The sequence below is a fragment of the Myroides sp. C4067 genome (genome assembly GCF_038039665.1).
GTDB lineage: Bacteria > Bacteroidota > Bacteroidia > Flavobacteriales > Flavobacteriaceae > Flavobacterium > Flavobacterium odoratimimum.
This window is the reverse complement of record NZ_JBBPHJ010000007.1, coordinates 95,680-119,987: the sequence shown is the minus strand read 5'-3', so window position 1 is coordinate 119,987 and position 24,308 is coordinate 95,680. Positions and strand designations below refer to the sequence as shown.

The 24,308-nt window shown below is 33.4% G+C and carries 21 protein-coding genes; 12 read left to right on the top strand and 9 right to left on the bottom strand.

Annotation, left to right across the window (positions count from 1 at the left end; genetic code table 11):
* Window positions 1-59 precede the first annotated feature (59 nt).
* From AABL87_RS07125 to AABL87_RS07095, 7 genes are all read left to right on the top strand, one after another.
* A complete protein-coding gene (locus AABL87_RS07125; protein ID WP_006263413.1) occupies window positions 60-1,835 on the top strand; it encodes an AMP-dependent synthetase/ligase in 1,776 nt (591 codons plus the stop codon).
* Between the two features lie 89 nt (window positions 1,836-1,924).
* Complete coding sequence (locus AABL87_RS07120; RefSeq protein WP_006259151.1) at window positions 1,925-2,362, top strand: MarR family winged helix-turn-helix transcriptional regulator; 438 nt, start codon at window positions 1,925-1,927, stop codon at window positions 2,360-2,362.
* A gap of 55 nt (window positions 2,363-2,417) precedes the next feature.
* Window positions 2,418-4,823, top strand: a complete 2,406-nt coding sequence (locus tag AABL87_RS07115) for a 3-hydroxyacyl-CoA dehydrogenase/enoyl-CoA hydratase family protein (protein WP_341277111.1) — start codon at window positions 2,418-2,420, stop codon at window positions 4,821-4,823.
* A gap of 29 nt (window positions 4,824-4,852) precedes the next feature.
* On the top strand, window positions 4,853-6,034 hold the full coding sequence (locus AABL87_RS07110; RefSeq protein ID WP_006259153.1) for an acetyl-CoA C-acyltransferase: 1,182 nt from the start codon (window positions 4,853-4,855) through the stop codon (window positions 6,032-6,034).
* 30 nt (window positions 6,035-6,064) lie between these two features.
* A complete protein-coding gene (locus AABL87_RS07105; RefSeq protein WP_006259154.1) occupies window positions 6,065-7,858 on the top strand; it encodes an acyl-CoA dehydrogenase family protein in 1,794 nt (597 codons plus the stop codon).
* A gap of 255 nt (window positions 7,859-8,113) precedes the next feature.
* Entirely contained in the window at window positions 8,114-8,488 is a 375-nt protein-coding gene (locus tag AABL87_RS07100; RefSeq protein WP_006259155.1) for a hypothetical protein, read from the top strand.
* A gap of 107 nt (window positions 8,489-8,595) precedes the next feature.
* Entirely contained in the window at window positions 8,596-8,877 is a 282-nt protein-coding gene (locus tag AABL87_RS07095; RefSeq protein ID WP_006259156.1) for a DUF3817 domain-containing protein, read from the top strand.
* Between the two features lie 20 nt (window positions 8,878-8,897).
* Here AABL87_RS07095 and AABL87_RS07090 read toward each other — a convergent pair whose 3' ends face one another.
* Window positions 8,898-9,323, bottom strand: coding sequence for an NUDIX domain-containing protein (locus AABL87_RS07090; protein WP_006259157.1), 426 nt, complete (start codon window positions 9,321-9,323; stop codon window positions 8,898-8,900).
* A 164-nt stretch (window positions 9,324-9,487) separates the two neighbouring features.
* Between AABL87_RS07090 and AABL87_RS07085 the strand changes: the two genes are divergently transcribed.
* The 3 genes from AABL87_RS07085 (at window position 9,488) to AABL87_RS07075 (ending at window position 13,261) form a co-directional block, all read left to right on the top strand.
* Window positions 9,488-10,717: an OmpA family protein gene (locus AABL87_RS07085; RefSeq protein WP_006259158.1), complete on the top strand. Its 1,230-nt coding sequence runs from the start codon at window positions 9,488-9,490 to the stop codon at window positions 10,715-10,717.
* A 94-nt stretch (window positions 10,718-10,811) separates the two neighbouring features.
* Window positions 10,812-12,797 carry an excinuclease ABC subunit UvrB gene (gene uvrB, locus AABL87_RS07080; protein ID WP_341277110.1) on the top strand — a complete coding sequence of 662 codons (1,986 nt, stop codon included), beginning with the start codon at window positions 10,812-10,814 and terminating at the stop codon, window positions 12,795-12,797.
* Window positions 12,798-12,829: 32 nt separating this feature from the next.
* Window positions 12,830-13,261, top strand: coding sequence for a DUF1456 family protein (locus AABL87_RS07075; RefSeq protein WP_006259160.1), 432 nt, complete (start codon window positions 12,830-12,832; stop codon window positions 13,259-13,261).
* Between the two features lie 114 nt (window positions 13,262-13,375).
* Here the strand turns inward: AABL87_RS07075 and sucC are convergent, their stop codons facing one another.
* From sucC to AABL87_RS07060, 3 genes are all read right to left on the bottom strand, one after another.
* On the bottom strand, window positions 13,376-14,569 hold the full coding sequence (gene sucC / locus AABL87_RS07070) for an ADP-forming succinate--CoA ligase subunit beta (RefSeq protein ID WP_006259161.1): 1,194 nt from the start codon (window positions 14,567-14,569) through the stop codon (window positions 13,376-13,378).
* Between the two features lie 143 nt (window positions 14,570-14,712).
* Window positions 14,713-15,333 (bottom strand): L-threonylcarbamoyladenylate synthase, encoded by a 621-nt coding sequence (locus AABL87_RS07065; protein WP_006263406.1) that lies wholly within the window; start codon window positions 15,331-15,333, stop codon window positions 14,713-14,715.
* Window positions 15,334-15,363: 30 nt separating this feature from the next.
* Window positions 15,364-17,700 (bottom strand): ATP-dependent helicase, encoded by a 2,337-nt coding sequence (locus tag AABL87_RS07060; protein WP_006265131.1) that lies wholly within the window; start codon window positions 17,698-17,700, stop codon window positions 15,364-15,366.
* 120 nt (window positions 17,701-17,820) lie between these two features.
* On the opposite strand from AABL87_RS07060, the gene AABL87_RS07055 reads away from it, so the two are divergent.
* Complete coding sequence (locus AABL87_RS07055; RefSeq protein ID WP_071307332.1) at window positions 17,821-18,363, top strand: DUF7935 family protein; 543 nt, start codon at window positions 17,821-17,823, stop codon at window positions 18,361-18,363.
* On the top strand, window positions 18,360-19,142 hold the full coding sequence (locus AABL87_RS07050; protein WP_071307331.1) for a DUF4197 domain-containing protein: 783 nt from the start codon (window positions 18,360-18,362) through the stop codon (window positions 19,140-19,142). Before AABL87_RS07055 ends, AABL87_RS07050 begins: the two co-directional genes overlap by 4 nt.
* Before the next feature lie 238 nt (window positions 19,143-19,380).
* Here AABL87_RS07050 and AABL87_RS07045 read toward each other — a convergent pair whose 3' ends face one another.
* The 5 genes from AABL87_RS07045 to AABL87_RS07025 form a co-directional block, all read right to left on the bottom strand.
* On the bottom strand, window positions 19,381-20,181 hold the full coding sequence (locus AABL87_RS07045; protein ID WP_071307330.1) for an ABC transporter substrate-binding protein: 801 nt from the start codon (window positions 20,179-20,181) through the stop codon (window positions 19,381-19,383).
* Window positions 20,178-20,999 (bottom strand): orotidine-5'-phosphate decarboxylase, encoded by an 822-nt coding sequence (pyrF, locus tag AABL87_RS07040; RefSeq protein ID WP_006261005.1) that lies wholly within the window; start codon window positions 20,997-20,999, stop codon window positions 20,178-20,180. The genes AABL87_RS07045 and pyrF overlap by 4 nt, the downstream gene beginning before the upstream one ends.
* Window positions 21,000-21,073: 74 nt before the next feature.
* Window positions 21,074-22,147, bottom strand: a complete 1,074-nt coding sequence (gene prfA / locus AABL87_RS07035; RefSeq protein WP_006259168.1) for a peptide chain release factor 1 — start codon at window positions 22,145-22,147, stop codon at window positions 21,074-21,076.
* Window positions 22,148-22,242: 95 nt separating this feature from the next.
* Window positions 22,243-22,851, bottom strand: coding sequence for a YceI family protein (locus AABL87_RS07030; RefSeq protein ID WP_006259169.1), 609 nt, complete (start codon window positions 22,849-22,851; stop codon window positions 22,243-22,245).
* 198 nt (window positions 22,852-23,049) lie between these two features.
* Complete coding sequence (locus tag AABL87_RS07025; RefSeq protein WP_071307329.1) at window positions 23,050-24,234, bottom strand: aspartyl protease family protein; 1,185 nt, start codon at window positions 24,232-24,234, stop codon at window positions 23,050-23,052.
* Window positions 24,235-24,308: the final 74 nt, after the last annotated feature.

Genomic DNA, 24,308 nt, shown 5'->3' with positions numbered 1-24,308 from the left:
ACTAAATACGAGAAATCTTATATTTTTTTTGTACTTTGCGTTAGCTAATTAATGATAATATGGTAAATCCTACAAGACTTTTTGATATTCCTTATTTGCAGAATGAACACTTTCCTCTGGCTGCAGCTTTAGTTACTAAGGTGAACGGAGTATGGGAAAAAACATCCTCACAGGAGTATATAGATAAGGCTAATATGGTTTCGCGTGCCTTACTACGTCTAGGCATAGAAGCAAATGATAAAATAGCTGTCATCTCTACTAATAACCAAACTAAATGGAATCTTTTAGATATTGGTATTTTACAAATTGGCGCTCAGAATGTGCCTATCTATCCTACCATTGCAGCTGAAGACTATCAGTACATTCTTAGTCATGCAGAAGCAAAATACTGTGTAGTATCAGATCAAGAAATTTATAACAAATTAATAAGTGTTAAAGATCAACTACCACTTCTACAAGGTATTTGTTCTTTTGAACATATAGAAGGATGCAAAACTTTTGATGAGATTCTTGAATTAGGAAGAGATACTTCTAATCAAGAAGAAGTGGATCGCATTAAAGATTCTATCACACCAGATCACTTAGCTACGCTAATCTACACCTCTGGTACTACGGGTAGACCTAAAGGTGTGATGCTGTCTCATAATAACATCTTATCTAATGTAATAGGTAGCTGGGATAGAGTTCCTTTTGGACGTGAAGATCACTATAAAGCACTTAGTTTCTTACCACTGTGCCACGTATTCGAAAGAATGCTGATTTATCTTTACCAATTCTCAGGTACTTCTATTTACTATGCGGAATCTATTGATAAAATGGGAGATAACTTAAAAGAAGTTAGTCCTAATGTCATGACAGTAGTACCGCGTTTATTAGAAAAAGTATATGATAAAATCTTTGCTAAAGGATCTTCTCTTACTGGTATTAAAAAACGTATTTTCTTCTGGGCTCTTGAACTAGGATTCCAATATAAACCATATAATAGAAGCGCCTTCTATAACTTCCAACTAAAAATAGCTAGAAAACTAGTATTTAGTAAATGGCAAGAAGGACTAGGAGGTCAAATGAAAATCATTGTTTCTGGTAGTGCTCCACTTCAGGCTCGCCTATCTAAAGTATTCAATGCTGCTGGTATTCCTGTAATGGAAGGATATGGTCTTACTGAGACTTCTCCTGTTATATCAGTAAACGATGCTCGTAATGGAGGATTGAGATTTGGTACAGTAGGTCGCCCTTTAAGTAATGTGGAGGTAAAAATAGCAGAAGACGGAGAGATCTTATGTAAAGCTCCTAACGTGATGATGGGGTACTTTAAAGACGAAGAGAAAACAAATAGTGTTATTAAAGATGGGTATTTCCATACAGAGGACATTGGTAAAATAGACGAAGATGGTTTCTTACACATCACTGACCGTAAAAAAGAAATGTTCAAAACATCTGGAGGTAAATATGTAGCTCCTCAGATGATTGAAAATATGATGAAACAGTCTCGCTTTATCGAACAAATCATGGTTATCGGTGAAGGAGAAAAGATGCCTGCTGCTTTTATTCAGATAGATTTTGACTTCGTTAAAGAATGGGCACGTCGAAAAAGATATGATATCGGTACTACTAACGAAGAAATAGCAACGAATCAAAAAGTTATCGACCGCGTTGCAGAAGAAGTAGAAGCTGTAAATAAAAAATTCGGTAAATGGGAACAAGTGAAGAAGTTCGAACTTACTCCTGATGTGTGGAGCATTGACAGTGAGCACTTAACCCCTACTCTAAAACTTCGTAGACGTATTATTCTTGAGAAACATAAAGACTTATACGACAAGATTTACAGAAGTTAATGACACAAAAAATCACTTAATCAAGAAATATTTTAAAAATAGTATGCACGCATACTATTTTTTTTTATATTTGAATTATTCTAAATGGTATGAAGAACACAACAATCGATTATATACTTAGAGCAACATGGCAAGCTGTAGCAAGAATGTACAATGAAGAAGCGGCTAAATATGATGCCACCATGTCACTTGCTTTTGCACTACTAAGTATAGATAAAGAAGGTACTCCTTCTACTCTACTAGGACCAAATATGGGTATGGAAGCTACGAGTCTTACTCGTACTCTAAAAAAATTAGAAGAAAATAAATTAATCACACGTGAAAAGAACCCTAATGATGGCCGTGGTGTGATTATAAAATTAACTCCTCTAGGCTTAGAGAAAAGAGAATTATCTAAAGCAAAAGTGAAACGCTTTAACGAAAAAATTCGAACTCAAATATCAGAGGAGAAAATTCAGCACTTTATGGAAGTAACTGAAGTTATCAATCAGTTAATCAACGACAAAAGTATATTTGAAGACAAATAATTTTTGTACCTTAAGAGAGTTAAATAATAGTATTAAAAACCAAAGAACAATAAATATGAAAAGAATAATTAAAAAGGTAGCCGTAGTAGGATCTGGTGTAATGGGATCAGCTATTGCTTGTCATTTTGCAAATATCGGATTAGAAGTATTGCTTCTTGACATTGTACCTAGAGAATTAACTCCTGAAGAGGAAAAGAAAGGTCTTACCCTAGAAAGTAAGATTGTTAGAAATAAAATAGCAAGTACTCACTTAGCTAATGCACTAAAATCTAAACCTGCTCCTATTTATTCTCAAGCTTTTGCTTCACGCATCGCTACAGGAAATATAGAAGATGATTTAGTAAAAATAAAAGATTGCGACTGGGTAATCGAAGTGGTAATCGAAAGATTAGACATTAAGAAATCTGTATTCGAGCAAATCGAGAAATACAGAAAACCAGGTTCATTAATTACATCTAATACATCTGGTATCCCAATGAAATTAATGGTAGAAGGCCGTTCAGAAGATTTCCAAAAACACTTCTGTGGAACACACTTCTTTAACCCACCTAGATATTTACAATTATTCGAAATCATTCCTGGTCCTCATACAGCTCCAGAAGTTATCGAATTCTTCCAAAAATATAGTAGCTTATACTTAGGTAAAACTCCTGTATTATGTAAAGATACTCCTGGCTTTATCGGTAACCGTATCGGTGTATACTCTATGGCGATGGTAATGCAGTTGGCACAAGAGATTGGGTTGACTATTGAAGAAGCTGATACATTAACAGGTTCTATCCTAGGTCGTCCTAAGACTGGTACATTTAAACTAGGAGACTTAGTAGGTCTTGATACTGCTATTAACGTAACAAATGGCTTAAAACAAAACTGTCCTCATGACGCTATGATCCAAGAGGTAAAAGACAGTAAACCTTTAAACTTCCTATTAGAAAACAAATTCTTAGGTGATAAGTCTAGAAAAGGATTCTATTACAAAGAAGTAGACAAAGAGGGAAAAACAAATCGCTTCGCTCTTGACCTAGAAAAATTAGAATATCGTCCATTAGAACGTGCTAAGATTGCTGTACTAGAAACAGCAAAACAAGCTGGAGGTACTAAAGCTAAATTAGCTTTACTATTAGCAGATCAGACAAAAGCAGGTGAATTAATCAGAAAACACTTTGCTTCATTATTCGCTTACGTTTCTCAACGTGTTCCAGAAATTACAGATACCCTATTCCCTATCGATGACGCGATGCGTACAGGATATGCATGGAAGTATGGACCGTTCCAAACTTGGGACTTAGTAGGTCTTGAAAAAGGTATTGCTATCGTCGAAAAAGAAGGATATGTAGTAGCTGATTGGGTTAAAGAATTAGCTGCATCTGGAGCAAAGAGTTTCTATAAAGTAGAGAATGGTAAAAAGCTATTCTACAATCAAAACACTAAAACATTTGAACCAATTCCTGGACAAGATGCATTCATTATCTTAGACAATATTAGAACAGCTAATAAAGTGTGGGGTAATAGTGAAGCATCACTTATTGACTTAGGTGATGGTATCGTGAACTTAGAGTTCCACTCAAAAATGAATACCATCGGTGGTGGTGTTTTAGCAGGATTAAACAAAGCTGTTGAAATTGCAGAAAAAGACTTCCAAGGACTAGTAGTAGGAAACCAAGGTAGTAACTTCTCAGTAGGTGCTAACTTAATGATGATTTTCATGATGGCTGCAGAGCAAGATTGGGATGAATTAAATATCGCTATCAAAACGTTCCAAGATACGATGATGAAAATGCGTTACTCTGGTATTCCAGTAGTTGCTGCTCCTCATGGTATGACATTCGGTGGTGGATGTGAGTTAAGCTTACACGCTGATAAGGTAGTCGCTGCTGCTGAAACCTATATCGGACTGGTTGAATTCGGTGTAGGACTTATTCCTGGTGGAGGTGGTTCTAAAGAGATGACAGTAAGAGCGTCTGATCTATACCGCAAAAACGATGTGGAATTAAATACACTACAAGAGCACTTCTTAACAATCGGTATGGCGAAAGTAGCTACCTCTGCTCAAGAAGCTTTTGATTTAAATATATTGCAAAAAGGTAAAGATGTAGTAGTTGTAAATAAAGACTTACAATTAGCACAAGCGAAACGTGAGGCTTTAGTATTAGCTCAAGCTGGGTACACTCAGCCTGCTAAACGCAAAGATATTAAAGTACTAGGTCGTCAGGCTTTAGGTATGTTCTTAGTAGGAACTGACAGTATGATGGCTGGTAAATACATCTCTGAACACGATCGTAAAATAGCTAACAAATTAGCATATGTTATGGCTGGAGGAGATTTATCAGAAGCTACTTTAGTGACTGAACAATACTTACTAGATCTAGAAAGAGAAGCATTCTTATCGCTATGTGGAGAGCGCAAAACTCTTGAAAGAATCCAGTATATGTTGAAAAATGGTAAACCATTAAGAAACTAATCTTTAACCAATTAAAAACGACAAAGAATATGAAAACTGCATATATAGTACAAGGATATAGAACAGCTGTAGGTAAAGCTCCTAAAGGAGTATTCAGATTTAAAAGACCTGATGAACTTGCTGCTGAAACTATTGAATATTTAATGAGTAAACTACCTGAATTTGACAAGTCACGTATTGATGATGTTATGGTAGGTAACGCTATGCCTGAGGCTGAACAAGGATTAAACATGGGACGTCTAATCTCTCTTATGGGATTAAAAATAGATGATGTACCTGGAGTTACAGTAAATAGATACTGTGCATCTGGTATAGAAACTATTGGAATGGCTGTTGCTAAAATCCAAGCTGGTATGGCTGATTGTATTATCGCTGGAGGAGCAGAAAGTATGAGTTATATCCCTATGGGAGGATACAAACCAACTCCTGATTATGGTGTAGCAAAAGAAGGACACGAAGATTACTACTGGGGAATGGGATTAACAGCTGAAGCGGTAGCCCATCAATTTAAAGTTTCTCGTGAAGATCAAGATGAGTTTGCTTTTAACTCTCATATGAAAGCTTTAAAAGCACAAGCAGATGGAAAATTTGATGATCAAATTGTTCCAATCAACATTAATGAAGTATTCATTAACGAAAAAGGTAAAAAAGATAGCAAATCATATACAATCACTAAAGATGAAGGCCCTAGAGCAGGAACTTCTATTGAGGCTTTAGCAAAACTAAGACCTGTATTTGCTGCTGATGGATCTGTAACAGCAGGTAACTCTTCTCAAATGAGTGATGGTGCTGCATTCGTTATGGTGATGTCAGAAGAAATGGTTAAAGAATTAAACATTGAGCCTATCGCTCGTATGGTTAATTATGCTGCAGCTGGTGTAGAACCACGCATCATGGGTATTGGTCCAGTAAAAGCTATTCCAAAAGCTTTAAAACAAGCTGGGTTACAACTAAAAGATATAGACCTATTCGAATTAAATGAAGCTTTTGCCTCTCAGTCATTAGCTGTAATTAGAGAACTAGGTATCAACCCTGATATCGTCAATGTAAACGGTGGTGCTATTGCGTTAGGACACCCTCTAGGATGTACAGGTGCTAAACTATCAGTACAACTATTTGATGAAATGAAACGTCGTGGATCTAAATACGGAATGGTAACGATGTGTGTCGGTACAGGACAAGGTGCTGCAGGAATCTATGAACTATTATAAAAGCTATTAACCCAATAAACGAAATATATTATGAGTAAAGATATCACAAGAGGAGGACAATTTTTAATTAAAGAAACTAAATACCAAGACGTATTTACTCCTGAAGACTTCACAGAAGAACAAATCATGATGCGTGATTCTGTAAAAGAATTCATTGATAAAGAAATATGGCCAAACAAAGAAAAGTTTGAGAAAAAAGATTACGCTTTCACAGAAGCTTCTATGCGTAAAGCTGGAGAATTAGGATTATTAGGTGTTGCTGTACCAGAAGCTTATGGAGGATTAGAAATGGGGTTCATTTCTACAATGCTGGTATGTGATTATATTTCAGGAGCAACAGGTTCTTTCTCAACTGCCTTTGGTGCTCATACAGGAATTGGCACAATGCCAATTACATTATATGGTAACGAAGAACAAAAGAAAAAATACGTTCCAAAATTAGCTTCAGGAGAATGGTTTGGTGCTTACTGTTTAACAGAACCAGATGCTGGATCTGATGCTAACTCAGGTAAAACAAAAGCTGTCTTATCAGCTGATGGGAAACACTACTCTATCACAGGACAAAAAATGTGGATCTCTAATGCTGGTTTCTGTAATGTATTTATCGTATTTGCACGTATAGAAGATGATAAAAATATCACAGGATTTATCGTAGAAAACGATCCTAGCAATGGAATTACTTTAGGAGAAGAAGAACACAAATTAGGTATTAGAGCATCTTCTACTCGTCAGGTATTCTTCAGTGAAACAAAAGTTCCTGTGGAGAATATGCTTTCAGAAAGAGGAAATGGTTTCAAGATTGCAATGAATGCATTAAACGTAGGACGTATTAAATTAGCTGCTGCTTGTTTAGATTCTCAACGCCGTTTAATCACGCAATCAGTAAAATATGCTAATGAGCGTATCCAATTTAAAACACCAATTTCTACTTTTGGTGCTATTCGCACTAAACTAGCAGAGATGGCTACAAATGCTTATGTAGGTGAAGCTGCTTCATATAGAGCTGCTGCTTCTATTGAAGAAAGAATTAACCAACGTGTTGCTGAAGGAAATTCACATCAAGAGGCTGAATTAAAAGGAGTAGAAGAATTCGCTATTGAGTGTTCTATCCTTAAAGTAGCAGTGTCAGAAGATGTTCAATCATGTGCTGATGAAGGAATCCAAATCTTCGGAGGAATGGGATTCTCAGAAGACACACCTATGGAAAGTGCATGGAGAGATGCTCGTATATCTCGTATCTATGAAGGAACAAACGAGATTAACCGTATGCTAGCAGTTGGAATGTTAATCAAAAAAGCAATGAAAGGACATGTAGATTTATTAGGTCCTGCTATGAAAGTAGCTGATGAATTAATGAGTATACCAAGCTTTGATGTACCTGATTATTCTGAATTATTTGCAGAAGAGAAAGAAATGATCAGCAAACTGAAACAAGCTTTCTTAATGGTAGCTGGTAGTGCTGTTCAAAAATATGGTCCAGACCTAGATAAACACCAAGCATTATTAATGGCTGCTTCTGATATGATGATTGAAATTTATATGGCAGAAAGTGCTATCCTTAGAACTGAGAAATTAGCGAAGTTAAAAGGAGAAGAGAATATCAAAGAACAAATCGCTATGGCTCAATTATACTTATATCACGCTGTAGATATCATCGGAGCAAAAGGAAAAGAAGGTATCGCTTCTTTTGCTGAAGGTGATGAACAACGTGTAATGCTAATGGGACTACGCAGATTTACAAAATATGTAAACTTACCAAATGTAAATGCACTTAGAGAAACTATTGCAACGAAATTGGTAGAGTCAAACGAATATGTATTCTAGTACGAATACAAACGATTTGGTTTAGTTTGTTTGAAAAAAACCGCTACTTTTCTTATGAAAAGGGCGGTTTTTTATTTTATAACACAAATAAGAAACCTTTCTATCATCTTAAAAAAGAAACAATTCATAAATAAAAAACGAAAAATCAGCACTTTGCAAAAATTTGTTCAAAATATTTCATCTTTTGTTTCACTATAATCATCTAAAAAGTTTACTTTTGCACCATAATTTTTTTATACTTAAAAGATATTTACTGTGGAAAACGCAAATGCTTTAAAATTGATTAAAAAGATTCAATCAGATTTAATTTCTGATGGTCTTGTTGTAGAAAACATTGTAGCAGATTTACAAAAACTTAGAGAGTTTGCTCTACTTGAAGAAAAACCAGTGTTAGTTAAATCTATTCGTTTAGCTTATGAGCACATTCAAAACAACAAAGCTTTTTTAATTGCAATACCATCTGATGAGCCGATCGAAGAAGAAGGAGAAGAAGGGGCAACTGCAGTTGAGAAAGAATCTAAGAATGACTTAGAAAGTTTACAGTACTTATTATCTTTATACAAAGACATTAATAACAAACATAACTTAGAAGACTTAAAAGATTACAACAATCGTTTATTAGATTTCTAATTAAAATGTTAATCTAAATATAAAAGCCTATCAGAACTCCTGTTAGGCTTTTTTTGTTTCTATTTTAAAACTATATTAGCATACTTAAAACTTCTAATTTAATTAAGATGCTAAAGACATTTAAAATTGTTGCGCTGCTTGAAGGTTTATCTCTACTAGCACTTTTGTTTATCGCTATGCCCTTAAAATACTTTCTACACAAACCAGAAATGGTAAGTAAAGTCGGAATGGCACATGGAGTATTGTTTATACTATATATAGTAATGGCTACAGTACTTAAAAGTGATGAAAAATGGAGTATGAAAAAGTATGGCCTTATCTGTCTAGCTTCAATTGTTCCATTTGGTACTTTTATCATGGAAAAAAAACTTCTTGAAAGTAAAGCATAAAAAAATAAGTCTGTACAGACTTATTTTTTTTTATATATATCTACCGCATCAGTTATAATATCTAAATGATCAAAAGCTAACTGTGGTAAATCATCTATATTAAACCATTTCAATTCTTTAGCGTCATCAGCAGCTTCACCAATAACCCCCTCTCCTACTTCTGCCCAAAAAGCTACAGTCACCATGTGCGATCTTGGATCTCTAAAAGGTTTCCCATATGCTTTAATTTGAGTAAGTTGATTCAGGTCGATTGACGTTTCTTCACGTAATTCACGCTTTGCTGCAATCTCTAAATCTTCATTTTCGTCTACAAAACCACCAGGTAAAGCCCAATAATCACGAAACGGTTCATTTTTGCGCTTTATTAATAATATCTGTGAAATATTTAAATATTTTTTAAACAATACTACATCTACAGTAACGAATATCTTCGAAACATATCCCATATTATACAATTTTTATGAAACAAAAGTACTAAAACTATCCTTTTTTACAAAAAAACAACATTTTATCTTTCTATTACAAATCTTTGCCTTATATTTGCTCCATAAGCGATTAGTAAAAAAACTGATTATTTTAATCATGTTTAATGGAAATTAAAAAGACAACTATGAAAAAATTAACATTACCGTTATTGGCTTCTGTATTAGCTTTTGGTGCTGTTCATGCTCAAAGTCCTTACAACAAATGGTCTATTGACTTAAATGGAGGATTTGCTAAACCAGCTAGAGCAGGTCAATCTGCTGAAACATTCAAAAACTTACACTTAGATGGAGGTGTACGTTATAGCTTAAACAACAAATTTGGTATTAAAGCTTCTTTTGGCTATGATAAATTAGACAACTGGACTAATGATGCTGATTTAAACACTAACCACTACAGAACAAGCTTAGAAGGGGTTGTTAACGTTGGAAGACTTTTAAACTTCGAAACTTGGACTAAAGTATTAAACGTACAAGCTCACGCTGGGGGAGGTTACTCTTGGATGAACGGAGATGCATTCTCTGGAACAGACAATATGGGACACTTAATGGCTGGATTAACTGGTCAAATTAAAGTTCACCCACGTGTTGCATTAAACGCAGACTTTACAGTTATTCAAAACTTAGAGCAAAACAAAAACTGGAATGGTGTAGGTACAACTAACCGTTCTATCGCTCAAGGAACTATGTTTAACGCTTCTGTTGGAGTTTCTATCTATTTAGGTAAAAATGCTCAACACGCTGATTGGTATACTGAAGCAGAACAAGAAAATGCTTTATTAGCTGAATTAGACGGAAGAGTATCTAAAGTAGAAAGCATGTTAGTTGACTCTGATGGAGACGGTGTGCCAGATTACTTAGATCTAGAGCCTAATACACCAGCTGGTGCTTTAGTTGATTCTAGAGGTAGAAATATCGATAAAAACAACAACGGTATCGCTGATAACATCGAAGCTTTCATCGCTGAGAAATATGGTAACCAACCAGAGCAAGCTGTTGCAGGTAACGATTCTAACATGATTAAAGAATTAATCAACAAAGGATATGTTGCTGCTTATTTTGACTTTGATAAAACTCAACCAACAAACGTTGACGGAATCAATTTCATCGTTAACTACTTAAAAGCTAATCCAAATGCTTCTGTTGAAGTTATGGGTTATGCTGATGCAGTAGGAAACAAATCTTACAACAATAAGTTATCTGAAAGACGTGCTAACGCAGTTAAAGATATCTTAGTTAAATCTGGAGTTAGTGCTTCTAAAGTTTCTGCTAAAGGAAACGGAATCGATGACGCAGTGTCTAAAGATTCAGCTGCAGCTCGTAGAATTGCAAGAAAAGTTGTATTCAAAATTAACTAAATTTAGAATTCAATCTAATCATATTAAAGCGCAAGATTATTCTTGCGCTTTTTTTATTTTTAATAAGTAACTTTGTATACTTATTAAATCAACTATGAAATTCAAATTAAATTCAGAGTATAAACCAACAGGAGATCAACCTGAAGCAATAAAAAAACTTGCTCAGGGAATCAATGCAGATGAAAAATACCAAACATTAGTTGGAGTTACTGGTTCTGGAAAAACATTTACTGTTGCAAATGTTATTAACGAAGTAAACAGACCTACACTAATACTTGCTCACAACAAAACATTAGCAGCACAACTATACACAGAATTCAAAAGTTTTTTCCCTAATAACTCAGTAGAGTATTTTGTCTCATACTATGACTACTACCAACCTGAAGCATTCTTACCTGTTACAGGTACCTATATAGAAAAAGATCTATCTATCAATGAAGAACTAGAAAAAATGCGATTAAGCACTACTTCTGCCCTACTTTCAGGAAGAAGAGATATTATTGTAGTAGCATCTGTTTCTTGTTTATACGGTATAGGTAACCCTATTGAGTTCCAAAAAAACGTAATCACTCTTGAATTAGATCAACAAATAAGCAGAACAAAACTGTTACATAGATTAGTACAAAGTTTATATGCTAGAACTGAAGCCGAATTCACCCCAGGAACTTTTAGAATAAAAGGAGATACAGTAGAAGTATTCCCTAGTTATGCAGACAATCCATTTAGAATACATTTTTTTGGAGATGAAATTGAAGATATTGAAGTATTCAATCCCTCAACTTCTGCTGTAATAGAGAAATACACCAACCTTAATATTTATCCAGCTAATATGTTTGTAACATCGCCAGATGTACTACAAAAAGCTATATGGGAAATACAACAAGACCTTGTTAAACAAGTTGATTACTTCAAAGAAATAGGAAAACACTTAGAAGCCAAACGTCTAGAAGAACGTACAAACTTTGATTTAGAAATGATCAGAGAGCTCGGCTATTGTTCTGGTATTGAAAACTATTCAAGATACCTAGATGGCAGAGAACAAGGAACACGCCCATTCTGTTTACTAGATTATTTCCCAGATGATTATCTAATGGTTATCGATGAGAGTCACGTTACTGTATCACAAGTACATGCCATGTATGGAGGTGATAGATCTCGTAAAGAAAATCTAGTAGAATATGGATTCAGATTACCTGCTGCAGTAGACAACAGACCTCTTAAATTCGAGGAATTTGAAGCAATGCAAAATCAAGTAGTATATGTTTCTGCAACCCCAGCTGATTATGAATTACAAAAATCAGAAGGTATTTATGTAGAGCAATTAATCCGTCCTACTGGATTACTTGACCCCATAATCGAAATTAGACCGACAGAAAATCAAATAGATAATTTAATCGAAGAAATCCATTCAAGAGTTGAAAAAGATGAAAGAGTATTAGTCACTACTCTAACCAAAAGAATGGCTGAAGAACTAGCAAAATATTTCACTCGTGTAGGAATAAGATGTAGATATATTCATTCAGATGTTGACACGTTAGAGCGTGTTGAAATTATGCAAGATTTACGAAAAGGATTATTTGATGTATTAATTGGAGTAAACTTATTAAGAGAAGGACTAGACTTACCCGAAGTTTCTCTAGTAGCTATTTTAGACGCTGATAAAGAAGGTTTTCTTAGAAGTCATAGATCACTTACACAAACTGTTGGAAGAGCCGCTAGAAACGTAAATGGAAAAGCAATTATGTATGCAGATAAAATTACAGATAGCATGCAAAAAACTATAGATGAAACAAACTATAGACGAGAAAAGCAGATGAATTTCAACAAGAAGCACAACATCACTCCTACTGCTATTAACAAAAAAATATCTAGTGAATTAGTCAAAGCTTCTTATGAAGACATCCAAAAAGAAACTATTCTTCAAGCAGCAGAAGAAACTCTTAAATACAAATCCAAAGCTGATATAGAAAAAATAATAAGAGAGAAGAGAAAAGAAATGGAAAAAGCTGCTAAAGACTTAGATTTTATCAATGCAGCTCGTTTAAGAGACGAAATAAAAGCTTTAAAAGATAAACTGTAGATAATTTAATTACCTTTGCAAAAATAGATAGAATGAATAATAACGACATATTAAAGAAACTGAGAGTTGCTTTACAATTACGCGACGATCAAATAGTAGAAATTTTAGAATTAGTTGATTTTAGAATTTCAAAAGGTGAAATTGGTAACTTTTTTAGAAATGCTGACCATCCTAAATACATAGAATGTGGAGATCAAATTCTAAGAAACTTTCTAAATGGTTTAGTAATTCACTTAAGAGGAACAAAAGAAGCCCCTAAGAATCCATTAGAAGTATTAGCTTCCAATAAGTCTGAAATAAAACCATTTAAACAACAGACAACGGACAAGAAAACTAAACCAGCGCCTAAAAAAGAAGGAAACTCAGGTAAAAACGTAGATTTCAAAAAGAAGACTACTTCTAATAAAAAGACTACTCCTAAATCACCATTAGCAGGAATCAAATTCAAAAATGGAAAAAAATAAAAATAAAGCTATTCTTTAAAAGAATAGCTTTATTTTTTTATCTCTCCTATAAAAACACATAATAAAAAAGGCCAGCTCAAATGAGCTAGCCTTTTTTATATTCTTTTATCTAAATTATGATAAAGCCACTTTTACTTGGTCTGCAGCTTCCTGGAAAGCAATAGCAGATAAAATAGGCATACCTGATTGATCGATAATTTCTTTTGCTAATTCAGCATTAGTTCCTTGTAAACGAACGATGATTGGCACTTTAATATCGTCACCCATGTTCTTGTATGCATCAACAACACCTTGAGCAACACGGTCACAACGAACGATACCTCCAAAGATGTTAATTAAAATAGCTTTTACGTTAGGATCTTTTAAGATAATACGGAAAGCGATTTCAACACGTTTAGCATCAGCAGTTCCTCCTACGTCTAAGAAGTTAGCAGGTTCGAAACCAGCATACTTAATTAAGTCCATAGTAGCCATTGCTAATCCAGCACCGTTAACCATACATCCTACAGTACCATCTAAATCCACATAGTTTAATCCTGCTTCTTTAGCTTCTACTTCGATAGGTCTTTCTTCAGTAACGTCTCTGTACTCAGCATAAGTTTTTTGTCTGTATAATGCATTATCATCTAAAGTCACTTTAGCATCAACAGCTAAAATTTTATCATCAGAAGTTTTTAATACAGGGTTAATCTCGAACATTGAAGAATCACTTCCAATGTATGCTCTATATAAAGCATCTACGAACTTAACCATTTCTTTGAAAGCATTTCCAGATAATCCTAAGTTAAAAGCAATTCTTCTAGCTTGGAATCCTTGTAATCCAACTGCTGGATCGATTTCTTCTTTGAAGATTAAGTGTGGAGTTTTCTCAGCAACTTCTTCGATATCCATACCTCCTTCAGTAGAATACATAATCATGTTACGTCCTTTAGCTCTATCAAGTAATACAGACATGTAAAACTCATTAGTTTCGCTTTCTCCAGGATAGTAAACATCCTCTGCTACTAAAACACGGTTAACTCTTTTTCCTTCTGGTGGAGTTTGTGGAGTAATTAAATCCATACCGATAATCTTACCAGCGATTTCTTTTACTTCGTCTAAGTTTTTAGCCAACTTAACTCCTCCTCCTTTACCTCTTCCTCCTGCATGGATCTGAGCTTTAATTACATACCAACTTGTACCAGTTTCTTCTGTAAGTTGTTTTGCTTTTTCAACTGCTTCTTCTGCGTTGTTAGCTACTAATCCACGTTGTACTCTTACACCGTAGCTAGCTAATATTTCTTTACCTTGAAATTCATGTAAATTCATAGTGTGATACGTTTAGCTTTTAATATAAACAGTTACAAAAATAACAATTCAGTTTGAAAAACCCTAATTTAATTAAGCTTATATAGCTTGTAACTGTAAATTAACCTTGTTTATTAATTCGTTTTTATACTTATTTGATTCTTTTAGAAGATATCAGTATCTCCCTTACCTGCTCTTATAATTTCAGGTTCTTCTCCTGACAAGTCAATTACTGTTGATGCTTCATTATTTCCATACCCTCCATCAATAACAATATCAACTATATTTTGCCATTTTTCAAATATCAATTCTGGATCAGTAGTATACTCTAATATCTCATCTTCATCATAAATAGAAGTAGATACTATTGGGTTACCAAGTTTTCTAACAATTTCTCTTGCAATATTATTATCAGGCACACGAATCCCTACTGTTTTTTTCTTCTTAAACTCTTTAGGAAGTTCATTATTTCCAGGAAGAATAAAAGTATAAGGACCAGGTAATGCTTTCTTTAATATTTTAAATGTAGAAGTATCTATCTGCTTCACATAGTTAGAAATATTACTTAGATCATAACAAACAAAAGAAAAGTTAGCCTTATCTAGTTTTATTCCTTTAATCTTAGCAATTCTTTCTAATGCCTTAGAATTTGATATATCACATCCTAACCCATACACAGTATCAGTAGGGTAGATAACTAGACCTCCCTCTCTTAATACCTTAACCACTTTATCAATTTCCTTTTCATTAGGATTCTCTGGATAAATCTTTATAAACTGTGACATACTTATATTTTTTATACTCTATACAATTTACTATAAAACTTGAAGCTTAGCAAATCTTAACAGCAGTTTTTTTATTCCTCCAACATCAAATCGAATCTCTGCTTTCTTATCTGCACCAACACCTTCAAGATTAATAATAACCCCTTTACCAAAACGTTCATGCATAACTACCTGTCCTACTTCTAACAGTTGATTACCATTTGTAAGACTAGTAGTCTTAGTTGGTGAAGCATCTACAGGCTTTAATTTCCTTATATTCCTATTCTCTTTTGGTTCTTCATTATCGGTTACATAAGCAGGAGGAGTACCCGCAACAGGTTTTTTCAATCTCAACTTACTCTTATCTACATCACCAAAAATATCAGCATTAATTGTTGGCTTATATCTATAGTTCGTTTCTATTGGAGTCAAATACTCTAAATAATCATCCTTAATCTCCTCTATAAATCGAGAAGGATCACTATCTACTAATTTACCCCATCTATATCTTGATTGAGCATAAGTTAAATAAGCCTGATGCTCTGCACGTGTTAAAGCAACATAGAACAATCTTCTTTCCTCCTCTAATTCACTTCTAGTATTCATACTCATTGCACTTGGGAACAGATCTTCTTCCATTCCTACACAGAATACAGTCGGGAATTCCAGTCCTTTCGCTAAGTGGATTGTCATCAAGGCCACCCTGTCATCATCACCCGTATCTTTATCTAAATCTGTAGCTAAAGCCACATCTTCCATAAACTCACTTAAAGCTCCTCTAGCACCATCTACCTCACGTTGACCTTCAATAAAGTCTTTAATACCATTCAGTAGTTCCTCAATATTCTCCATACGTGTAATACCCTCTGGAGTAGTATCCTTACGCATCTCTTGAACAAGCCCAGTTTTCTTAACAATATGTTCCGTCAATTGATAAGCATCCATTGTTTCTTCCAACGCTTGAAAAGCCTTAATCATATTGCTAAAATCACTCAATTTATTTCGTGTACCAGCAGTAATCTTTAAGTCAATTTTATCAATATGTTCAACTACTTCAAATATAGAACGCTTATAGTGATTAGCAGCGATTGTTAATTTGTCCAAAGTAGTATTTCCTATACCTCTTGCTGGATAGTTAATTACACGTACTAATGCTTCCTCATCTTTAGGGTTAATTACCAATCTTAGATAACTCAATACATCCTTAATCTCTTTCCTTTGATAAAACGATAGACCACCATAAATACGATAAGGTATATCCTTTTTACGCAAAGCATCCTCCATAGCACGAGACTGTGCATTCGTTCGATATAAAATAGCAAAATCACTGTTGTTCTTTTGATTTTGCATCTTTTCTTCAAAAATAGTAGAAGCTACAAAACGTCCCTCCTCTCCATCTGTTAATGATCTATGTACTTTTATCTTTGGTCCAAAGTCATTCGCGGTCCATACTACCTTTTCTAGCTTAACTTTATTATTATCAATAACTGAGTTAGCTGCTTCTACAATATTTCTTGACGAACGATAATTCTGCTCTAATCGATAAGTTTCTACCCCTTCATAATCTTTTTGGAAATTCAAAATATTATTAATATTCGCTCCTCTAAAGGCGTATATACTCTGAGCATCATCCCCAACTACACAAATATTCTGAAAACGATCTGATAATGCACGAACTATCAAATATTGTGAATGGTTAGTATCCTGATACTCATCCACTAATATATATTTGAATCTATTTTGATATTTAGAAAGTACATCAGGAAAACGAGTTAATAACTCATTTGTCTTTAACAATAAATCATCAAAATCCATTGCTCCTGACTTAAAACATCGTTCTACGTAATTATTATAAATCTCTCCTATACGAGGCCTTTTACTCATCGCATCAGCCTCTTGTAGTTCAGGATTATTAAAATATGCTTTTACAGTTACTAAACTATTTTTATAAGATGAAATTCTACTTAGTATTTCTTTTGGCTTATAAATATCTTTATCTAATTGCATCTCTTTTATAATCTGTCCTATAAGGCGTTGACTATCTTGAGAATCATAAATAGTAAAGTTACTAGGATACCCCAACTTATCTGCCTCTGCTCTAAGTATCTTAGCGAATACAGAGTGGAATGTTCCCATCCATAGATTCTTAGCCTCTGAATTCCCAACGATTTGAGCAATCCTTACTTTCATTTCACGAGCTGCCTTATTGGTAAACGTCAACGCTAGAATATTAAAAGCATCAACTCCTTGATGCATTAAATAAGCAATACGTAAAGTCAACACTCTCGTCTTCCCTGACCCTGCTCCAGCGATTACTATCATTGGTCCATCTTTCTGGAGTACAGGTGCTCTTTGAGCCTCATTTAACTGATCTATATAATTTTGCATATCTAATTTACTCGAAAAGGTCAAAATTACAATTACTATACCTTTATAACAAGTTTTTTGCGACCATAAAAATTATCACAGCAAACATAATATTCCCTATTTTTGCTTAAAAAGATCGCAATGAGCACAGAATTTGTTTTACAGCTATTAGCCTATACTCTACCTGCCTTAATTTCAGCAGCTTTAGCATATACATTCTTTAACCGTATTTTGAGAAATCAAACAAAAAAAGATTTAGTCCTATTAGAAAAACTCAAAACCCAAAATACAATAGACTTACAAGCTTTAAAACTACAAGCTTTTGAACGTTTTATTATACTAATTGAGCGTATAGATCTAAAAAAATTAGTTTTAAGAATTACACCTACTACAGAAGATAAAGTGCTATATCAAATCAATTTAATAAATCATATAGAACAAGAGTTTGACTATAACGTAGCTCAGCAAATCTATATTAGCGAAGAGCTTTGGCAAATTATAGTTCAATCAAAAAACAGTATTATAGAATTAATACACCAAATAGGCAATAATCCTAACATCATCGATGCTAGTCAACTTAGACAGACTTTAATTGCAAAGAATATCTTAATAGAGGAAAAGTTAGAAATTGCTAGAAAAGCAATAAAACTAGAAGTAAATACAATAATAAATAAAACACTATGAAAAAGACAATGATTGCTGCTGTACTAACCATGAGTACACTAGCCTATTCCCCAATCATCAATGCACAAACCTCCAAAAAAAACAATCTTATCAATTCTCTTACACAAGATAAAGTTGCCAAAGGATTAAAAGAAGCTCTTGATAAAGGAATTGCTGATCAAGTAAGTAAACTATCACAACCTGATGGTTTCTTAAAAAATGAATTGGTTAAAATTGTAATGCCTGAAGAATTTCAAAAAGTAGATAGAGCTTTAAGAAGAATAGGTATGGACAAATTAGCGGATCAAGGATTAACACTAATAAACAGAGCTGCAGAAAGTGCTGTGAAAGAAGCTACACCAATCTTTGTAGAAGCAGTTAAGAATATGACATTCACAGACGCTAAAGATATTCTTGTTGGAGGCAAATCAGCGGCAACTGATTACTTAAAAAAAAGCACATCTAAAAGTTTATATACTAAATTCAGTCCAGTGATTAATTCTTCCATAGCATCAGTAGGAGCTGATGTAATCTGGGAAAAAATGACTACTACTTACAATGCACTTCCTCTAGTATCTCCTGTTACAACAGACTTAACAGATTATATTACCAACCAAACAATGGATGGTGTATTCAAAATGATCGCAGTTGAAGAAGGGAATATTAGAGAAAATATCACAGGATCTAGAGATTCTAAACTATTAAAAGAAGTATTCGCAATTCAAGATAATCTAACAAACTCAACTAAAAAAAACACATCAAGTAATTCTATCGAGAAACTTTTTAAAAATAAAAAGTAACTAGTCAATTATATTGAATTATATTTATATTTTTAAACAAAAAAATAAATATAACATTATTATAACATTCGATTAACTGACCTTTCTAAATATTTTTTTGATATTTGTATAATCAATAATGATTGATTTCATAATAGTTAGGGTTAGTTAAAAAAGCCGAGTAAGAAATTACTCGGCTTTTTCTTTTTATACTCTTACCTTAATCCTCTAGACTACTTATTATCTAAAAATCAAAGCATTATTCAATTCGTTTATGAATTTGCTTAAAGTATTCAAAAGCATTAAACAAATGTGTTCCATGCCAAGAGAACATTTCCCCATCTACAAAAACAGTTTTCCCGTGATGTGTATGTCTTCCTAATTCAAATGCATGTTCTTCCTTAAATGGATAAGGCTCCGACGATAAGAATACCAACTCTGGATCTCCTTGAATTCTAATCTTTCTTATCTCTACTTCAGGGTAACGCTCTTCGCGATTAGCATACACATTTGTAAATTTATTCAAAGTCAAAAGGGTATTGATAAACGTATTATTACCTGCTGCCATATAAGGTTCTCTCCAGATAAAATAAGCTGCTTTTTGTACTTCTCTAGTACTTACAAAAGACATAAAATCCTTGATAGCAAAATCAATCTTATCGTTCCATTTCTTTGCCTCTGTACGTTTGTTAAACAATACACCAAAATCTTCTATCATTTGCTTATTATCTTCTAATGTAATGACATCAGTAACCCAAACAGGACAAATATCTTTCAGACTTTCTACAATCTCTAGAGTATTCTCTTCCTTATTAGCAATAATAATATCAGGATTAAGCGCTTTAATCTTTTCTACGTGTACCTTTTTAGTTCCACCTACTTTTATTTTGACAACACCTAAATGATAAGGATGTACACAGAATTTAGTTATTCCTTTAATCTCGTCTTCAAGTCCCAAATCACATAACGTTTCTGTTTGTGAAGGCACTAATGAAATAATTCTCTTTGGTGCTTGTTCAAAGCGATGCTCTTGCCCTATTTGATCTTTTAATACAATCATACCATTTTATTTAATATCTCCTCCATTTCTTGTTGAATGGCTTTAGCTTCTAATCCCGCTTTCTCTGCGAAATCTTCTTCCTTAGATGCAAAGATAATACCTCTTGACGAATTGATTAGCAATCCTACATTTTTACTTAATCCATATTTACATACATCCTGTAAATTACCACCTTGAGCTCCTACTCCTGGAACTAATAAAAAACTTTCTGGAACTATTTTTCTAATCTCTTCAAAATACTCTGCCTTAGTAGCTCCCACTACATACATTAAATTCGCTGCATTTTTATACGTTTGAGAAGTTTCTAATACTTCTTGATACAATGGCTTTCCATTCACTTCTTTTGTTTGAAAATCAAATGCTCCTTGATTTGAAGTCAATGCTAAAAGAATAGTATGTTTATTTTCAAAAGCTAAAAAAGGTTCTACAGAATCTTTACCCATATAAGGCGCAACAGTAACACTATCAAATGACATATCTTCAAAGAAAGCTTTAGCATACATAGATGCTGTATTACCTATATCTCCACGTTTAGCATCTGCTATGGTATATACCTCAGGGTAATTAGTATTTAAGTATTCTATTGTCTTCTTCAGAGACATCCATCCTTTTATGCCATAAGCCTCATAAAAGGCAATATTCGGTTTATAAGCTACTGCATATTGGTGAGTTGCATCAATAATTGCTTTATTAAAACTAAAAATAGGATCTTCTTCTTTTAATAAAAAAGTTGGAATCTTATCTAAATCAACATCTAAGCCAACACATAGAAATGATTTCTTTTGCTTGATTTGTTCGATTAATTGTTGTGTAGTCATGTTTCGTAGTTATAGTTTAAAAAAAACCACACTATACAAAAGCAAGTGTGGTTTATTATATTTATAAAAGACGATTAAAAAACGTCTCCTTCTTTTAATTTCTCAGTATTACTTACCAATTGTAACTCATCAATAATCTTCTGAATATTACCATTCATAACACCATCCAAATCATAAAGAGTAAGTCCAATACGGTGATCAGTAACACGTCCTTGTGGATAGTTATAAGTTCTAATCTTTGCAGATCTATCTCCACTACTTACTTGAGATGAACGTTTAGTAGCATCTTCTGCCTGTTTCTTCGCTAACTCCATTTCATACAAACGAGAACGTAATACAGATAAAGCTTTATCCTTATTCTTGTGTTGAGATTTCTCGTCCTGACATTGAGCCACAAGGCCTGTAGGAATGTGAGTCATACGTACGGCTGATTTAGTTGTATTTACAGACTGCCCTCCAGGTCCTGACGAACAGAATAAGTCAATACGTACATCATTCATATCGATATGTACATCAAACTCTTCTGCTTCTGGTAATACCATTACAGTAGCAGCTGATGTATGTACACGTCCTTGAGTTTCCGTTTGAGGAACACGTTGTACACGGTGTACTCCAGCTTCAAATTTCAATGTACCATATACATCTTCTCCTGTTACTTCAAAGATTACCTCTTTATATCCTCCAGAAGTTCCTTCATTCACATCTACTACAGATGTTCTCCATCCTTTAGATTCACAGTATTTAGTGTACATTCTAAATAAATCCCCAGCAAAGATACTCGCCTCATCACCTCCTGTACCAGCACGTACCTCTACCATTACGTTCTTAGCATCCTCCGGATCCTTAGGTATTAATAAGAATTTGATTTCTTCCTCTAATTCTGGTAAACGACCTTTTGCCTCATCTAATTGCATCTTAGCCATTTCTACCATTTCAGCATCACTTCCATCAGCTAATATTTCATTAGCTTCTTCCATATTACCTTTAAGATTTATATACTCAGCTCGTTTTTCAACTAACTGTTTTAAATCTTTATACTCTTTATTTAATTGTACGTAACGTTTTTGATCAGCGATTACATCTGGCTGAATAATTAAGTCAGAAACTTCGTCAAAACGTTGCTTAATAATTTGTAGTCTATCTAACATATCCTAAAATAGATAATTTATTTGGTTTGCAAAGGTACAAAAAAAGAGGAATATTTTAGCATACTCCTCTTCAATTACGTTACAAAAGTAACTAATTATTTTTTAATCTCAGCAGAAATCTCTACGTCAGACCAAGTTTTCCCTTCGTGTAAATCTTTACAAGCTGCATGTAAGCTATCAAATGCAGACTGAGCCGTAAAATCAGCGATGATATCTATTGAACCATTTAGTTTAAGAGCATCCCCTTCTACTGTATAAGTAAACTCTTTCTCTTTAGAAATTCCATTCATTGTTAAGTTTACGATTACTTTACCATCTTTAAACTCTCCAAAGAATCCATTGATATTCCCTACCATTTTAGCAAAGAACTCACCTTTTAATTTCTCATCTCTACCAGCATCATTTGTGCTTACAGAAGAAGTTACTACTACGAAGTTAGCACCTTTTAATGCTTCTTCTAATGTAGCAGCATCTGCTTTTACTTCATTTAATTTAATATCAGAAAATGTTCCTTTTACTCCTACTTTCTCAGGCGTTTTAAAAGCAGTCCACTCCATAGAATAAGATAATTCCTTCTGCGCTGGTGCCTCTACTTGTTCAGTTGTTGTCTCAGTAGTTTCTTCTACTGCATTTGTATCTTTTTTCTCTCCACAAGAGATTGCTAGTGCTCCAATTAAAGCTAAAGCTAAAACGGATTTTTTCATAAATATTGAGTTTTAATTATATTGAAACCAAATTACTAATTTTAGTACACTTTATTCTTAAATAAACATTAATATTTTTTAGATACTCTAGTCTTTATACATAACTGTTTATTTAAGAAATAATAATTAAATTATGAACCTTAAAGCGCTTTGTAATACCGAACGTTTTCTTATTAAAAAGAAAGGCAGAATAGATTTCTATAATAACCTTACTAAATTAATTTCTACAGTCTTAATATCTCCTGCCTTATTCATATATTCTATGATGACTTTTTTATTTTCTTCTTTCAGTATCCTTTCATATTTATCTATATCATTAGTACTAATACCATTGATAGATATAATCCTTTGCCCCTTTTCTAATCCTTTAACCGCAGCTTCTGTATTATGAATTACACTTGAGATTAAAATCTGATCTCTTTTATCATTATACATTAGAGACAAAGGTTTTACAAAAGGATGAAATACCTTTTCAAACAAATCATTAGGTTTAATATATACAAACTGATCTCTGTAATCTAATATCAAGTCAAAACGATGTATAATCTCACTTCCTAAAATTCCCATCAGTCCTTTTACAGCACTTACACCTTCTGTATCTGAAGAAAACGAAACTGATAATTCACTACTCTGAATCTCATAACTACCTAACCTCAAACTCTTAATTAATCCTTTTTCATAACTTGTACTGTTACTTAAATTATCGCTAGAATAAGATATCTTTTTATCTGTTTTACTTAACAAATCATGCTTTTCTTTATAAGGTGTATTTATTATCAAAGTAGTACTAGCACCACTATCAAACAAGATATCTCCTGAGAATTGCTCATTATTATTCAATGTCATCGTAATAGGAAATTGAATTAAAGCACCATTATAGAATTTAAAAGGAATCTTCTCATAACCACTATAATCTACCTTTGTTCCAAAATTATATAGACTCATCATTTGCGTATTAAAGTCTAGCTTTGTTATATAGTTTTTTAAAATAGTAGCTCCTATAATACCGTCAAACTTCTTTTCAGTCATAGCATACAACCTAGACATATCTTCTAACACTACTGAAGTACTATCTACATAATTATTTTTATCTAAATAAACCTTGTAATTCCTGATTGACTCATAGGTTTTTTTACCTCCTGCACCAGTTATATCTCTTTTGTAATCTGCTTTTAGACCAAATTCTTTTGCCTTCTGTGTATCTAAAAGTAGAGCTCCTGCTCCTGTATCAAAGAAGAAGAGCAAACTATCTTTTTGATTCTCCATTGGCAACCTCAAAAAAATAGTACTGTGATCTTTTGACAATTCAAATGGCAATTTGACTTTTTGTGCAAAAAAACAATTTACACTTAACAATAATAACAACAACCCTTTTCTAAACATAATTAAGTTAATTTAAAGGCAAAAATAAAACATTTTAACGCTAAAATAAAAACATATCAGAAAACAAAATTTAT

What these genes read in the sequence shown, in the direction of transcription:
- AABL87_RS07125 (WP_006263413.1), top strand. Translation starts at nt 60, where the DNA reads ATGGTAAATCCTACAAGACTTTTTGATATTCCTTATTTGCAGAATGAA.
- AABL87_RS07120 (WP_006259151.1), top strand. Translation starts at nt 1,925, where the DNA reads ATGAAGAACACAACAATCGATTATATACTTAGAGCAACATGGCAAGCT.
- AABL87_RS07115 (WP_341277111.1), top strand. Translation starts at nt 2,418, where the DNA reads ATGAAAAGAATAATTAAAAAGGTAGCCGTAGTAGGATCTGGTGTAATG.
- AABL87_RS07110 (WP_006259153.1), top strand. Translation starts at nt 4,853, where the DNA reads ATGAAAACTGCATATATAGTACAAGGATATAGAACAGCTGTAGGTAAA.
- AABL87_RS07105 (WP_006259154.1), top strand. Translation starts at nt 6,065, where the DNA reads ATGAGTAAAGATATCACAAGAGGAGGACAATTTTTAATTAAAGAAACT.
- AABL87_RS07095 (WP_006259156.1), top strand. Translation starts at nt 8,596, where the DNA reads ATGCTAAAGACATTTAAAATTGTTGCGCTGCTTGAAGGTTTATCTCTA.
- AABL87_RS07090 (WP_006259157.1), bottom strand. Translation starts at nt 9,323, where the DNA reads ATGGGATATGTTTCGAAGATATTCGTTACTGTAGATGTAGTATTGTTT.
- AABL87_RS07085 (WP_006259158.1), top strand. Translation starts at nt 9,488, where the DNA reads ATGAAAAAATTAACATTACCGTTATTGGCTTCTGTATTAGCTTTTGGT.
- uvrB (WP_341277110.1), top strand. Translation starts at nt 10,812, where the DNA reads ATGAAATTCAAATTAAATTCAGAGTATAAACCAACAGGAGATCAACCT.
- AABL87_RS07075 (WP_006259160.1), top strand. Translation starts at nt 12,830, where the DNA reads ATGAATAATAACGACATATTAAAGAAACTGAGAGTTGCTTTACAATTA.
- sucC (WP_006259161.1), bottom strand. Translation starts at nt 14,569, where the DNA reads ATGAATTTACATGAATTTCAAGGTAAAGAAATATTAGCTAGCTACGGT.
- AABL87_RS07065 (WP_006263406.1), bottom strand. Translation starts at nt 15,333, where the DNA reads ATGTCACAGTTTATAAAGATTTATCCAGAGAATCCTAATGAAAAGGAA.
- AABL87_RS07060 (WP_006265131.1), bottom strand. Translation starts at nt 17,700, where the DNA reads ATGCAAAATTATATAGATCAGTTAAATGAGGCTCAAAGAGCACCTGTA.
- AABL87_RS07055 (WP_071307332.1), top strand. Translation starts at nt 17,821, where the DNA reads ATGAGCACAGAATTTGTTTTACAGCTATTAGCCTATACTCTACCTGCC.
- AABL87_RS07050 (WP_071307331.1), top strand. Translation starts at nt 18,360, where the DNA reads ATGAAAAAGACAATGATTGCTGCTGTACTAACCATGAGTACACTAGCC.
- AABL87_RS07045 (WP_071307330.1), bottom strand. Translation starts at nt 20,181, where the DNA reads ATGATTGTATTAAAAGATCAAATAGGGCAAGAGCATCGCTTTGAACAA.
- pyrF (WP_006261005.1), bottom strand. Translation starts at nt 20,999, where the DNA reads ATGACTACACAACAATTAATCGAACAAATCAAGCAAAAGAAATCATTT.
- prfA (WP_006259168.1), bottom strand. Translation starts at nt 22,147, where the DNA reads ATGTTAGATAGACTACAAATTATTAAGCAACGTTTTGACGAAGTTTCT.
- AABL87_RS07030 (WP_006259169.1), bottom strand. Translation starts at nt 22,851, where the DNA reads ATGAAAAAATCCGTTTTAGCTTTAGCTTTAATTGGAGCACTAGCAATC.
- AABL87_RS07025 (WP_071307329.1), bottom strand. Translation starts at nt 24,234, where the DNA reads ATGTTTAGAAAAGGGTTGTTGTTATTATTGTTAAGTGTAAATTGTTTT.